The 14,338-nt window shown below is 56.9% G+C and carries 14 protein-coding genes, 1 rRNA gene and 1 other RNA gene; all 16 read left to right on the top strand.

Annotation, left to right across the window (positions count from 1 at the left end; all coding sequences use genetic code 11):
- Positions 1-71: 71 nt before the first annotated feature.
- On the top strand, positions 72-1,679 hold the full coding sequence (locus tag KJS47_RS17485) for a CTP synthase (protein ID WP_213526368.1): 1,608 nt from the start codon (positions 72-74) through the stop codon (positions 1,677-1,679).
- A 120-nt stretch (positions 1,680-1,799) separates the two neighbouring features.
- Entirely contained in the window at positions 1,800-2,198 is a 399-nt protein-coding gene (locus KJS47_RS17480; RefSeq protein ID WP_213526367.1) for a response regulator, read from the top strand.
- Between the two features lie 261 nt (positions 2,199-2,459).
- Positions 2,460-3,314, top strand: coding sequence for a class II fructose-1,6-bisphosphate aldolase (gene fba / locus KJS47_RS17475; RefSeq protein WP_213526366.1), 855 nt, complete (start codon positions 2,460-2,462; stop codon positions 3,312-3,314).
- A 255-nt stretch (positions 3,315-3,569) separates the two neighbouring features.
- Positions 3,570-4,823 (top strand): UDP-N-acetylglucosamine 1-carboxyvinyltransferase, encoded by a 1,254-nt coding sequence (locus KJS47_RS17470; protein WP_213526365.1) that lies wholly within the window; start codon positions 3,570-3,572, stop codon positions 4,821-4,823.
- 100 nt (positions 4,824-4,923) lie between these two features.
- The gene (gene rho, locus KJS47_RS17465; protein ID WP_213526364.1) at positions 4,924-6,201 is read left to right on the top strand and encodes a transcription termination factor Rho; all 1,278 of its coding nucleotides are present in this window, start codon (positions 4,924-4,926) and stop codon (positions 6,199-6,201) included.
- A gap of 40 nt (positions 6,202-6,241) precedes the next feature.
- Positions 6,242-7,522, top strand: coding sequence for a radical SAM family protein (locus KJS47_RS17460; RefSeq protein WP_213526363.1), 1,281 nt, complete (start codon positions 6,242-6,244; stop codon positions 7,520-7,522).
- 96 nt (positions 7,523-7,618) lie between these two features.
- Positions 7,619-7,816, top strand: coding sequence for a 50S ribosomal protein L31 (rpmE, locus tag KJS47_RS17455; protein WP_213526362.1), 198 nt, complete (start codon positions 7,619-7,621; stop codon positions 7,814-7,816).
- 79 nt (positions 7,817-7,895) lie between these two features.
- Positions 7,896-8,336 carry a hypothetical protein gene (locus KJS47_RS17450; RefSeq protein ID WP_213526361.1) on the top strand — a complete coding sequence of 147 codons (441 nt, stop codon included), beginning with the start codon at positions 7,896-7,898 and terminating at the stop codon, positions 8,334-8,336.
- Positions 8,337-8,402: 66 nt separating this feature from the next.
- Positions 8,403-8,669, top strand: an RNA gene (gene ffs / locus KJS47_RS17445) — signal recognition particle sRNA large type.
- A gap of 552 nt (positions 8,670-9,221) precedes the next feature.
- Positions 9,222-10,340, top strand: coding sequence for an ATP-binding protein (locus KJS47_RS17440; RefSeq protein ID WP_306433037.1), 1,119 nt, complete (start codon positions 9,222-9,224; stop codon positions 10,338-10,340).
- Between the two features lie 160 nt (positions 10,341-10,500).
- Complete coding sequence (dnaX, locus tag KJS47_RS17435) at positions 10,501-12,291, top strand: DNA polymerase III subunit gamma/tau (RefSeq protein ID WP_213526360.1); 1,791 nt, start codon at positions 10,501-10,503, stop codon at positions 12,289-12,291.
- Positions 12,292-12,304: 13 nt separating this feature from the next.
- A complete protein-coding gene (locus KJS47_RS17430; protein WP_213526359.1) occupies positions 12,305-12,616 on the top strand; it encodes a YbaB/EbfC family nucleoid-associated protein in 312 nt (103 codons plus the stop codon).
- Positions 12,617-12,646: 30 nt separating this feature from the next.
- Positions 12,647-13,246, top strand: a complete 600-nt coding sequence (gene recR / locus KJS47_RS17425) for a recombination mediator RecR (RefSeq protein WP_213526358.1) — start codon at positions 12,647-12,649, stop codon at positions 13,244-13,246.
- A gap of 180 nt (positions 13,247-13,426) precedes the next feature.
- Entirely contained in the window at positions 13,427-13,696 is a 270-nt protein-coding gene (locus KJS47_RS17420; RefSeq protein ID WP_213526357.1) for a DUF2508 family protein, read from the top strand.
- A complete protein-coding gene (locus KJS47_RS17415; RefSeq protein WP_213526356.1) occupies positions 13,693-13,959 on the top strand; it encodes a pro-sigmaK processing inhibitor BofA family protein in 267 nt (88 codons plus the stop codon). The genes KJS47_RS17420 and KJS47_RS17415 overlap by 4 nt, the downstream gene beginning before the upstream one ends.
- A gap of 256 nt (positions 13,960-14,215) precedes the next feature.
- A 16S ribosomal RNA gene (locus KJS47_RS17410) occupies positions 14,216-14,338 on the top strand; the annotation flags it as partial.

Here is a 14,338-nt window from a genome sequence, read left to right as displayed (position 1 = left end):
ATGCGGTTCGTTACTTAGAAGGTTTTTCGGTCGCCGGTTATAAGGAAGATCATCGCAGGAGGGTAAAGATTGTGACAAAATATATTTTTGTAACGGGTGGGGTAGTGTCCTCCCTGGGCAAAGGAATTACGGCCGCTTCCCTTGGACGCTTGTTGAAAAACCGGGGACTTAAGGTCACCATCCAGAAGTTTGACCCGTACATCAACGTTGACCCGGGAACGATGAGTCCTTACCAGCACGGGGAAGTGTTCGTAACCGACGACGGAGCCGAAACCGACCTCGACCTTGGGCATTATGAGCGGTTCATCGACATCAATCTGACGAAGAACAGCAATGTGACGACAGGCAAGGTGTACTCGTCGGTCATCGCGAAGGAGCGCAGAGGCGAGTACCTCGGCGGCACGGTGCAGGTTATCCCGCATATTACGAACGAGATCAAGGACCGGGTATTCCGCGCCGGACGCGAAGCCCAGTCGGACGTCGTCATCACCGAGATCGGCGGGACGGTCGGAGACATCGAGAGCCTGCCGTTCCTTGAGGCGATCCGCCAGATCAAGAGCGACATCGGTCGCGAGAACGTCATGTACATTCACGTGACGCTTATTCCTTATATTAAAGCGGCCGGCGAAGTGAAGACCAAGCCGACCCAGCACAGCGTCAAAGAGCTCCGCAGCCTGGGCATCCAGCCGCATGTGATCGTCTGCAGGACGGAGCACGCGCTTGCCGAGGACCTGAAGCGCAAGATCGCGCTGTTCTGCGACATCGACGCGAACGCCGTCGTCGAGTGCCGGGACGCCGACACACTGTACGAAGTTCCGCTCATGCTGCTTGAGCAGGGGCTCGACGATATCGTCGTCAACCACCTGCAGCTGACGACCCCGGAGCCGGATATGACGGAATGGAGAGGGCTTGTGCAGCGGGTCAGAGACCTCAAGCATACGACCGAGATCGCAATCGTCGGCAAGTACGTTGCGCTGCATGACGCTTATTTGAGCATTGTCGAGGCGCTCTCGCACGCCGGCTTCGACAGCAACACCGACATCAAGATCCGCTGGGTAAACGCGGAAGAGATCTACGACCACAATGTTGATGAGCTGCTGGGCGGCGTACAGGGCATCCTGGTGCCGGGCGGCTTCGGCGACCGCGGCATCGAGGGCAAGATCGTGGCCATCCGGTATGCGCGCGAGAAGAAGGTTCCGTTCTTCGGCATCTGCCTTGGTATGCAGGTGGCGGTTGTGGAATACGCCCGTTCCATCGTTGGGCTCGAGGGCGCGAACAGCTCCGAGATCAACCCGGCTACGCCTTATCCGGTCATCGACCTGCTGCCGGAGCAAAAGGATATCGAGGATCTGGGCGGCACGATGCGCCTTGGTCTGTATCCCTGCAAGGTCGCTCCGGGCTCGCTTGCCCATGAGTGCTACGGAGAAGATCTCGTGTATGAGCGCCATCGCCATCGGTACGAGTTCAACAACCAGTTCCGGGAGCAGATCGAAGCGGCCGGCCTGAAGATCACCGGCACCTCGCCGGATGGACGGCTCGTCGAGATGATCGAGCTGGAGGACCATCCGTGGTTCCTCGCGGTTCAGTTCCATCCGGAATTTACATCGCGTCCGAACCGCAGCCAGCCGCTGTTCCGCGAATTCGTGAAGGCCGCCTTCTCGCAGAACTCCGACCGGTAAACCGGACATCTGCATCTTTTTGGAAATTTTTTGGTTTTTTCCTGGTAGAGGGAAGGAATCCTCCTTCGCTTGTCGAATGTTACTTTTAACAGAACTTCGGCATACGGAGGAGGATTTTTCTTGAAGAAGAGGAAGTTGTTGATCGTAGACGACCAGAATGGCATAAGGGTCTTGCTTGTAGAGGTGTTTAATAGCGAAGGCTACCAGACCTTCCAAGCCTCGAACGGCAAGCTCGCCCTGGAGATCGTGCGGAAGGAAGCGCCGGAGCTAGTGCTGCTCGATATGAAGATTCCGGGGATGGACGGATTGGATATTCTGAAGCACATCAAGCAGATCAATCCCGCTATCAAGGTGATCATGATGACAGCCTATGGAGAGCTTGACATGATCAAGGAAGCGACGGACCTCGGCGCCCTTATGCATTTCACCAAGCCTTTCGACATCGACGAGCTTCGAATTGCGGTAAACGCCCAGTTCACAGCCCCTTCTTCCTCCCATGGATATGCGGTAGGAAGCTGATCTTCCTTGCCGCGCGGGATACAATCCCGTGAATAGATTCGCCAAATAGGACCCGAGAGGGTCCTTTTTTGTGGCGTCCCGAACGCTTGCTTCTTGAAAACGTTTGCGAACAACGGCGCCAAAAAAATGGCCGCATCCGCCTCCGAAGAGCACCCGCTTCGTTACCATTTCCATAATCGATATGCTATAATAGCTCCGTGTTACCTGCGTCCTTGGACGAGCACGGAGTCTACTTTCAGATTGACGAGGAGGATTTTTGCTATGCCATTGGTTTCGATGAATGAATTCCTGCCTAAGGCCAAAGCGAACAAGTACGCCGTAGGCCAATTTAACATGAACAACCTCGAGTTTGCCCAGGCGATTATGCAAGCCGCTATGGAATTGAACTCGCCGTTCATCTACGGCGTCAGCGAAGGCGCCCTCAAATACATGGGAATCGAGTACACGGTCGCGATCGCCGAAGCCGCCGCGAAGAAATCCGGCCTTCCCATCGCACTTCATCTCGACCACGGCAGCAGCTTCGAAGTGGCTATGCAATGTATCCGTGCGGGCTTCAGCTCGGTTATGTTCGACGGCTCCCATCATTCCTATGAAGACAACATCCGCCTGACCAAGGAAGTGGTGAAGGCCGCTCACGCGATGGGCGTCTCCGTCGAGGGCGAGCTCGGAACGATCGGCGGCGTAGAGGACGACATCAGCGTGGACGAGGAGAATGCGAATCTGGCGAAGCCGGAGGAGGCGATCCGCTTCTACGAGGAGACGGGCGTCGACTGCCTCGCTATCGCAGTAGGCACGGCTCACGGGATGTATGCGGGCGAGCCGAACATCCACTTCGACATCATCCAGCAGGTAGCCAATGCCGTTCCGGTGCCGATCGTTCTGCATGGCGGTTCGGGCGTACCGGACGAGGCGATTCGCAAGTCGATCCAGGCCGGCGTAGGCAAGATCAACGTGAACACCGAGAACCAGGTCGCCTGCACGAACGCGATCCGCGAAGTGCTGAACAAGGATGCCAAGGTGTATGATCCCCGCAAATATTTGACACCTGCCCGCCAGGCAATGGTGGAAGTGGTCAAAGCCAAAATCGAACTGTTCGGAAGCAGCAATCAGGCGTAACGGACGTCCGTTCGCTTTTTTATGGGGCAAGGGAACTGCGCGCGCAAGCCGCAATTCCCTTCCTGCTTTTTTTGGAGCCCTGGAGGGGGCGGGTCGCAAGGCTCGGAATCCTCGGTCGGGGTAGGATGGGAGAACTGGTTGTCTCCGGGGCCTTTGGGACGGAGAGAGCGGAATTCCTTATGAATCAAGTAACAGGCAACAAGCAAACAAACAAGATTATAGCTTAGGGTATTAGGTAGGAGGACAATATTCGGAATGGAAACATTGATGATTGCCGGCGGACGGCCGCTTAAGGGGACCGTGACAATCAGCGGTGCCAAGAACAGTGCGGTCGCTCTGGTTCCAGCCGCCATCCTGGCGGAGACACCCGTTACCTTGGACAACCTGCCGGACCTCAGCGACGTTGCGATATACACAGAGCTTCTGACGGAGCTTGGAGCGGTCGTGTCCCGTACGGCGGATCAAATGACCGTCGATCCGACCTCTCTCCGATCCGTCCCTCTGCCGAACGGTAACGTCAAAAAGCTCCGGGCCTCTTATTACCTGATGGGCGCTTTGCTCGGACGGTTCGGCGAAGCCGTTATCGGACTGCCGGGGGGCTGCAACTTCGAGCCGCGTCCGATCGATCAGCATATTAAGGGCTTCGAAGCGTTGGGTGCACGCGTCACCAACGAAGGCGGCGCGATCCATATCCGGGCCAGCCGGCTGACAGGTGCCAAGATCTACCTCGACGTGGTCAGCGTGGGCGCGACCATTAACATCATGCTGGCGGCCGCTAGAGCCAAAGGCGTCACAATTATCGAAAATGCGGCCAAAGAGCCTGAAATAATAGATGTAGCAACTCTGCTTAACTCGATGGGCGCGCAAATCAAGGGCGTGGGGACCGAGACGATTCGTATTGAGGGTGTCGACTCGCTCCATGGCTGCCGGCACAGCATCATCCCCGACCGGATCCAGGCAGGGACCTACATGATTGCTGCGGCGGCTACGCGCGGAGATGTCATCGTCGACAACGTCATCCCCAAGCATATGGAGGCGGTCACCGCCAAGCTGCTGGAGATGGGCGTGCAGATTACCGAGATGGACGAAGCGATTCGCGTCGTCGGCCGTCCCGACTATGAGCCAGTCGACGTCAAGGCGCTTGTCTATCCCGGCTTCGCGACCGACATTCAATCTCCGATGGCGAGCCTGCTGACCCAGGCGAACGGCGTCAGCATTCTCACCGATTACGTATACAGCAATCGCTTCAAGTATGTCCCGGAGCTTATCCGCATGGGCGCGAATATCCGGCTGGAGGGCCGTTCCGCTGTCATTCAGGGCGGAACTCCGCTGTCGGCGGCCAAGGTGACGGCTACCGACCTACGTGCCGGCGCCGCTCTTGTGATCGCCGGTCTGACCGTCGGCGGCGGAGTGACCGAAGTGTCCGGCGTCGAATTCATCGACCGCGGTTACGACAACCTGGTGAGCAATCTGTCCATGCTGGGCGCGGAGATTTGGCGCCAGGGCTAGCGGGAACAAGCAGTCCCGGGAGCTGATGAGGAATCCTCCCGGGAGATTGTGGTTATACTAGCATCTGTTTTTGAAATATTAATAGTGTGGTGGTCAATTGATGGATATGCAGCTCGCACAATTGGAAGAGCTGAAATTAACGGAATTATACAAGATGGCCAAGCTTCATCAGATTCCCTATTACGGTCAGATGAAAAAGAAGGAATTGATCTTCGCCATTCTGAGAGCCCAAGCGGAAAAGGGCGGCCTCATGTTTATGGAAGGCGTCTTGGAGATTTTGCAGGAAGGCTTCGGGTTCCTTAGGCCGATCAACTACTTGCCGAGCTCCGAAGACATCTACATCTCCGCCTCCCAAATCCGCAAGTTCGATCTGCGTTCGGGCGACCTGGTATCGGGCAAATGCCGTCCTCCCAAAGAGAACGAGCGGTACTTCGGCCTGCTTCAGGTGGAAGCCGTCAACGGTGAAAAGCCGGAGACCGCAGCCGAACGCCTTCACTTCCCGGCGCTTACTCCTCTCTATCCGCAAACCAAGCTCGTTTTGGAAACAACTCCAACTTCCCTATCCACCCGTATCATGGACATTCTCAGCCCAGTCGGCCTCGGCCAGCGCGGACTGATCGTCGCTCCCCCGAAGGCGGGGAAAACGCTCCTTCTCAAGGAAATCGCCAACAGCATCTCCACGAATCATCCCGATATCGAGCTGTTCGTGCTGCTGATCGACGAGAGACCGGAGGAAGTGACCGACATGCAGCGGTCCGTCAAGGGAGAAGTGGTCGCGTCCACGTTCGATGAGCTGCCGGAGAACCATATCAAGGTGGCGGAGCTCGTTTTGGAGCGGGCGCAGCGGCTCGTAGAGCATAAGAAGGACGTTGTTATCCTGCTGGACAGCATCACGCGTTTGGCAAGAGCGTACAACCTGGTCATCCCGCCGTCCGGGCGGACGCTGTCGGGCGGAATCGACCCAGGTGCCTTCCACCGGCCGAAGCGATTCTTCGGCGCGGCGCGGAATATTGAAGAGGGCGGCAGCCTCACCATCCTGGCGACCGCGCTCGTCGAGACAGGGTCGCGGATGGATGACGTCATTTATGAGGAATTCAAAGGCACAGGCAACCTGGAGCTTCATCTTGACCGGAAGCTGGCGGAGCGCCGCATCTTCCCGGCGATCGACATTCGCCGTTCGGGAACGCGCCGCGAAGAGATGCTCCTGACCAAAGAAGAGCTCGAAAAGGTATGGGCGCTGCGCAAAAATATGCAGGAGTCGCACGAATTCGTCGATGCGTTCCTGAAAAAACTGGCTGACTCGAAGACCAACCAGGAATTTCTGGAGACGCTTGAGACGAAGCCGGCCACCAAGCGGGTCAAGAACTCGGCTTCTTGATCGACGCTGGCGGCGTTAGTCTAGCAAAAGGGGAAAGACCATGAATCTGGTTTATGCAGATACAAACGGCAATGTTTACGATCACCCGGAATGGGCAGGGCTCGGCCGAAGCGGGGATATGGTCGTCGAGATTCTAGAAGACGAGCTGATCCCGCTTCCGGAAGGAGCGACCCTTGTCAGTTTGCCCGGCACCAAAGCGGCCTATCTCGATCCCGACTCGGGTGAGATGAAGCTGCTGGGCAGCGAGTATTCGGCTGTCGGGGCCTTATTGCCCCAAGGCTTTACTCGACTGCTGCTGCCAGGCTATATCAAAAGCGATAAAAACGCGGTGCTGCCGCTATTCGGCTATACGGCAGTCGTCTGGAAGGAAGACGGCTTCTATGTCGCCGCCCGCCAAAGCGACGATCCTTACGTCTGGAATCCGGTCAACTGTGATCCGCAGGAGCTTGAGCTTCAAGTCCAGCGGCGGCTGGAAGCATTCCCGGAGAACCGGCTGTATCAGCACTTGTCCAAATGTGCACTCGAATATGAGTGCCTGACCGCCTCCAATACGTTCCTCAATCGGTGGGAGGGAGCCGTTCCCGTCTCCTATTCGTGCAATGCAGGCTGCTACGGGTGTATATCCGAGCAGCCGGACGACAGCGGCTTCGTCGCTCCGCAGACCCGGATGAACTTCCGACCCAAGGTGGAGGAGCTTGTGGAGATTATGCTTGAGCATCTGAAGACGCCGGAGAGCATCATCAGCTTCGGCCAGGGCTGCGAAGGAGAGCCATCCACGCAGGCGTCGCTCATCATCCCCGCGATCAAGGAGGTGCGTAGCCGCACCCAGACCGGCTTCATCAACATCAACACCAACGCCGGCTTGACCGACCATATTCGAGGCATTGTGGATGCTGGCCTCGATCTGATGCGGGTCAGTACGATCAGCGCGCTCGACGAGCATTACAATGCCTACTACAAGCCGCGCGGCTATACGTTGGCCAATGTGGAAAAGTCGCTCCGCTATGCGACCGACCACGGCGTTCTTACTTCGATCAACTACTTGATCTTCCCAGGCGTAACCGACCGCGAGGAAGAAATCGAAGCGATGATCGGGTTTGTCCGCCGTACCGGTCTTAAGCTGATCCAGATGCGGAACCTGAACATCGATCCCGAAGCCTATCTGCAGCTGATACCCAAGCCGCAGGGCGAGATTCTGGGGATGAAGCAAATGATCGAGATCCTTCAGGAGGAGCTCCCGGACGTCGCAATCGGCTCCTATACGCACACGCCGGCCGGGCTGGCGGAGAAGAGACGGCGCGAAGCGGCTGCAGGGGAATAAGACTTGCGCATCGCCTCGCTAAGGTATATAATGCATTCATGTGTCCATTTAACTCTGGTTCGACGAATAGAGCCAGGGCGGAAAGAGGTGAAAGTTGTGAAACAAGGAATTCATCCGAACTATAACGAAGTAACTGTTACTTGCGCATGCGGGAACACCTTCCAATCCGGTTCCATTAAGAATAACCTTCGTGTGGAGATTTGCTCCGCCTGCCATCCGTTCTTCACTGGCAAGCAGAAGTTCATCGACGCCGGCGGCCGCGTGGACAAGTTCAAGAAAAAATACGGCATCTAATACCAAGCCGCTTCCTATAATTGAGCGGCATAACCGAGCCTCCCTAAGCCATGCTAATGGCATAGGGAGGTGTTTTATTTTGAAGACGCCGCAGACGGTTGCCCTTCTCTTGATCGCGGGACTGCTTGCCGCCACGCCGGGCTGCACGCCCGCCGGGACACGCGGAGCCGGAGGAGAAACGAAGACCCAATCCTTTGGCGGAGCGGGAGGCGGAACCCGTGCGAATTATTATGGCAGGGACGGCATGCTGGGAACGACCGGAGCGAATCCGAACTTCCCTACCAGTCCGACGTATCATAATTACCGTGCCGATCTGACGATGATTCGGGAATCGCTCCGGAACATCAAGGGACTCAGCGACGTGCACGTGGCTTTCCACGGACCGAATGCCGTGATACGCGGGACGCTTCCGTCCGGCACGAGCGAGCAGGAGATCGCCAAGCGGGAAGCAGAGGCATCCGAAGCCGCTTATCGGATGGTGCCCCGCTACCATTTTCGTTCGGATTTCCGGGCCCGCTAATCCGGACCTCGGTAAGTTTCTTCCATCGGTTGCACTTTGACTGCATTTTCGTTATACTTATGGATGCCGTGCTAGATGGGGAGGTAGCGGTGCCCTGTAACCCGCAATCCGCTACAGCGGGGTTGAATTCCTATTAGAGGTCTTGTCGATGTAAGGTCTGGACGCACGTACGTAGTGTTGACAGTCGGGTCCTCCGCAATGGAAGCTTGTGAACCCGGTCAGGTCCGGAAGGAAGCAGCCGTAAGCAGGATGTTTCATGTGCCGGAGGGTAGCCCGACTCGAGCTAACGGCGGGTGTTCCGCTTGGATCGCACGATCGATAATAGGTGCACGGTTCTTACTTTTCATACAGACAATGAATGACACTTTTCTGTCGAGCATGCTCGAGGAGAAGTGTTTTTTTGTGTCTTTGGAAGGATTTTATGAACCATGCTCGAATGTTAATACTTGTAATTTGCGACGGCATCCCGTGCCATAATGTCCAGAAAGCGCAGCATACCAGCAGCGACTTTGTCAGAACCCGGCGACCGCTGCCTTCTCTAGCAGACATATACTCAAAGGGGGGAAGCAGTTGTTCGCTTCGCAAAATCGCAGCTATCGGTTGTCGGTGGAAGAGATGAATCATTACATAACGTCTTGTCAGACCGGAGGACTATTGTTAATCCATGCCGATAACACTGTCGGAAACTGCAGCGCCACCCTGCTGAACGAGTTGGGTTACCGGGCAGCCGAGCTGGTCGGCCGCTCCGTGCGCGTCATAGGCCTCGAGGAGACGGGAGAACAGCTGGATGTCCGTTGCCGGCAGTCGAAGGAGTGCAAAGGACCACTTCCTACCCTTACGCTGCAAGCTGCGGACGGGCGTTCCCTTTCGAGCCGCTTTTCGACCATGCGCTTTGATGGGGAGGAAGGGGGAGGCACGCTTTTGTATCTCTTTGACGTCCGGCCGGTGGAGAAGCTAACGCTTCTTCAGAAGTTCGCAGGAACCTTCTTAAAAGACATCACCCTGGGAGTTATTTTGATCGACACGGAATTCCGTCTGATCGACATCAGCGAGATGGCTTGCCGGGTGCTCGGACTCGACAAGGAGAAGAGCGTCGGGCGGCCGATGGAGGAAGTGTTCCGTCACGTGCCAAGCCAGCATCAGCTTATTCAGCCCTCCATCCTGAATGGGATGGTCGTTCGCAACCACGCGGTCTCCTGGACGAACAACCAGGAGCGCTACGAGCTGCTCCTTGACTCCAATCTGTTGAAGGACGAACAAGGGGAAACGGTGGGCGCCTATGTCATTTTCAAGGATGTCTCCAATCTGCGCTCACTCGAAGAGCAGGTACAGCGGAGCGACCGGCTGGCCATGATCGGCCAGATCGCCGCGGGAACCGCCCATGAGATCCGTAATCCGCTCACCTCGATCAAAGGCTTCATGCAGGTGCTGAAGAATACGTTCATCGAACGGGGCATGAGCAAGGAGCAGGATTACACGGACATCATGCTGACCGAAATTAATCGGATCAACGAGCTGTGCAGCGAATTTCTGCTGCTCAGCAAGCCGAAGCACGCCACGATGGAGCGGGTAAGCCTGCAATCGGTTATGAGAGAGATTCTGCCCATCATCCACAATGAAGCCCTTCTGTACGGCATCAATGTCATCTACGACGGGGTAGCCGAAATGCCCGAAGTCGTCGCGGACGGGGAGCTGCTCAAACAGGTCTTCCTCAATATTTGCAAGAACGGCATCGAAGCGATGGGAGAGGGCGGCTTGCTCAAGATTACCGAGCATGTTCTGCTGGAGGAGCGCAAGGTTTGCATAGAGATCCATGATACGGGTCCGGGCATCCCGAACTTCGTGATCGACAAGATCTTTGATCCGTTTTATACCACCAAGGAGAACGGGACGGGACTCGGGCTGTCCGTTTGCCAGCGGATTATTCACGATATCGGTGGGACCATCCGCGTTTCGTCCAAAGGCTTCGGCACGACCTTTTCCGTTATGATCCCGTTTCCGTAAGCAGTCCTCGCGAAAGGGCTGTTTTTTTATTAGAAGACGCCCGGTTTTGAGGATCATCGCTCCGCGAGGATAGGCGGTTGCCGCCGGTGCTTCAATGCAGACCGCTTGTATAGTATAATGGAACCATCCATTGCTTTTGGGAAAGATAAGAGAGGGACCCATGACACAACATATAGCGCTATACCGGCTGTGGCGTCCCCAGAGCTTCGGGGACGTCGTCGGACAACAGCATATCGTACGCACTCTTCAGAACTCGCTTCGGGAAGATCGGCTGAGTCATGCCTATCTGTTCTGCGGCCCCCGGGGAACCGGCAAGACAACCGCGGCCAAGATTCTGGCCAAGGCCGTCAACTGCGAGCGCGGGCCGGCCGAGGAGCCCTGCAACGAATGCGACGCCTGTCGCCGCATCACCGAGGGTACCGTCATGGACGTCATGGAGATCGACGCCGCATCGAACCGGGGCGTGGAGGAGATCCGCGAGATCCGTGACAAGGTGAAATTCGCGCCGACTGAGGTGCGCCGCAAGGTCTACATCATCGACGAGGTCCATATGCTGACGACGGAGGCGTTCAATGCGCTGCTGAAGACGCTTGAGGAGCCGCCTGGGCATGTCATGTTCATTTTGGCGACGACCGAGCCGCACAAGCTGCCGGCCACCATCATCTCGCGCTGCCAGCGTTTCGACTTCCGGCGGGTGCCGCTCGACGAGCAGGCCGCCCGGCTTGAGGAGATTTGCGAGAAGGAGCAGGTGGAGGCCGAGCCGGAGGCGATCCGGCTGATCGGCCGGCTGTCCCAGGGCGGCATGCGCGACGCCGTCAGCCTTCTCGATCAGACCATGGCATATTCGGATGGCAAGGTGACCTACGAAGCGGTCATCACCATGACGGGCGGCATCGCTTCCGACCAGTTCGCCAAGCTGGCCCGGCTCATCCATGAGCAGGAGATTGCAGGCGTGCTGGCAGTTGTCGAGGCGATGATGCAGGAAGGCAAGAGCCCGGACAAATGCGTGGAGAACCTGATGCATTACTTCCGGGATTTGCTTCTCTTGAAGATGATGCCGGGCTCTCAGGCAGCCGAGGAGCGCGTGCTCGATCCGGTCCGGTACCAGGAGACGGCCGATCTGTTCGAGCGGGTAGACCTGTTCCGGATGATCGAGGTGCTCAATCATTATCATAATGAGATGAAGTTCTCCGCCCAGCCGCAATTTTTGTTCGAGATCGCGGTCATGAAACTGTGCGCACCGTCCGCCGGCGTGGAGCCGGCTCCGCCTTCCCGTTCACCGCAGGATAGCGCGGGAGCCACGCAATCCGGCTCCGGCCGCGGAGCGGGACAGCCTGCCGCCGCTGGGGAACTTGCCGCGCTGCGGGAGCGTGTCGAACAGCTGGAGAAGACGCTTGCCCGCCTCGGCAGTCTGCCTCAGGGAGCCGCGGGAGGGGCAGCTGGGGGGAACGCTCCTTCCCATGCTGCGGCATCCTCGTTCGGCCCCAAGAAGCAGCCGGCGAGGGCGAAGCGGACTGTCAAGCTGGACGGATTCGTCCAGAACAAGGATTCCGACGCGTTCAAGCAGACAGTGGCCAAGTGGAGCCAGGTGCTGGGCCAAGTGAAGGAACAGAAGATCACCGTGCATGCCTGGCTCGTAGACGGGGAGCCGGTTGCCGTAGACGGCGACACGCTCCTGCTGGCCTTCAAGAGTGCCATGCACCGGGAGACGACCGAGAGGCCGGCCAACCGGCAGCTGATCGAGCAGGTGATGGGGCAGGTGCTCGGCAGTCCGGCTAACTTCCTTGCCGTGATGCAGAAGGAATGGAAGGACGCCCTGACCGAGGAGCCGGAGCCTGCCGAGGAGATGAGCCTCGAGCAGGAAGGCCCGTCTGACGGGCACAAGGAGCCATGGATTAACGAAGCCATCCAGATGTTTGGCGAAGACCTGGTAAAGATAAAAGAAGATTAAAGGAGAAGAGCCCATGAACAATATGAATCAGATGATGAAACAAGTAAAGAAAATGCAGGAGCAAATGCTCAAGGCACAGGAAGAGCTCGCCACCAAGACGGTCGAGGGCACTGCGGGGGGCGGCGTGGTTACCGTAACGGCCAACGGCCAAAAGAAAATCCTCGGCGTCACCATCAAGCCGGAAGCCGTTGACCCGGATGATGTCGAAATGCTGCAGGACCTCGTCCTGGCAGCGGTGAACGAAGCGTTGAATCAAGCGGAGGAGCTTGCCAACAAGGATATGGGCCGTTTCACGTCGGGGCTCAAGATCCCGGGCATGTTCTAATGCCTACCCACCAATAAAGGAGCCAATGCCTTGTATTATCCGGAACCGTTGGCCAAACTGATCGATTCCTTCTCCAAACTGCCGGGCATCGGCCCGAAGACGGCGGGGCGCCTCGCCTTCCAAATCCTCCGGATGAAGGAGGACGAGGTCGTCGACTTCGCCAAAGCTTTGGTCAATGTCAAACGAAATCTGCACTACTGCTCGGTCTGCTGCAACATCACCGATGTTGACCCTTGCCGGATTTGCCAGGACAAGACGCGCGACGCGTCCTGCATTTGTGTCGTCCAGGAAGCCAAGGACCTCGTAGCCATCGAACGAACCAAAGAGTTCAATGGGTATTATCATGTGCTGCACGGCGCCATTTCTCCCATGGAAGGCATTGGGCCCGACGAGATCTACATCGCCGAGCTGCTGAAGCGGCTGAGCGACGAACGGGTGCAAGAGCTGATTCTGGCGACTAATCCCAATATCGAGGGGGAAGCCACCGCGATGTATTTGTCCCGGCTGGTCAAACCGTTCGGGCTTAAGGTGACCCGGATTGCCCACGGCCTGCCGGTCGGCGGAGATCTTGAATATGCGGATGAGGTGACCTTGACCAAGGCGCTGGAAGGACGAAGAGAATTATCGTAGCATTGGCCTGATTGGAATAGCTGTTGCATTATGCGAGGAGCCTGCGGGCTCCTTTTTTTGATGGAGCGGGGGCTTCGGGGATCAAACAGAGCGGCGCAAGGACGAAGGGGCAGGCAATGTTCTAAACGGCGGGTGTTCTCCCATAAGTATTAGGGATGAGGACGAGAGGGGGAACGCCTGGTGAACGGAATGGCCTGGTTGCGAAAGCGAAAGGAGACGGCTGCGCTCCGGCAAGACAAGTTTGGTATGCTACTGGAGGTGGAGAAGGCTCATCAGAAGTGGAAGGCCGCGCAGGAGGCGCTAGAATGGGCGGTCCATGCCGAAGAGGTGGACTGCGCAATCTATGAAATGGTGGCCGCCGAGCGTAAATATGTGATGCTGCTGAAGCTCGCGGGCAAGGTGGAATGGACGGAAGAAGACTTGTTCGCCCGCCGGGAGGTGCAGAGATGAAGGTGCTGGGCTGGGCCGTCTTTTTGCTGTCTTGTTCCCTGCTTATGTTGGTTGTGCTGCGCAACCGGAGAGCGGGAGCGTGGCTGACCTCCGCCGGTCTTCACTTGATCGGCGCTGCGGTTCTCCTGTACGTGGGCAACTGGGCGGGAGCCTATTACGGCTTCCGCATTCCGATCAACGCCGTGACGATGACGGTGCTTGCCCTGCTGGGGATTCCGGGGTACGGGATGCTTGCTGCCGTTAAGCTTTTCTTGGTCAGCTGAGCTCGAAAAGAAAAACTTCGAAAATATGTGTTGACTCTTACTAGGTTGCTATGCTATATTATTAAAGTCGCCTTCGGGGATAACGAAGCGCGGCGGGGACGAAAGTCCTCAAGCAACATGCCCTTTGAAAACTGAACAACGAGTGAGTAATTTAAGCCAGCGCAGTGCGGTTTTCGAACCCATTGCAACTGTTTGAACAAATGAGCGAATCGCTCTTTCTTTAAAACGTTTCAAGATCTTTGGGTCTTGGGGCACTTTTATGGAGAGTTTGATCCTGGCTCAGGACGAACGCTGGCGGCGTGCCTAATACATGCAAGTCGAGCGGAGTTGATGAGAAGCTTGCTTCTCTGATGCTTAGCGGCGGACGGGTGAGTAACAC

The organism is Paenibacillus sp. J31TS4 (genome assembly GCF_018403265.1).
Taxonomy (GTDB): domain Bacteria; phylum Bacillota; class Bacilli; order Paenibacillales; family NBRC-103111; genus J31TS4.
Note: the sequence above shows the minus strand (reverse complement) of the source record. Positions and strands in the feature narration are given on the sequence as shown.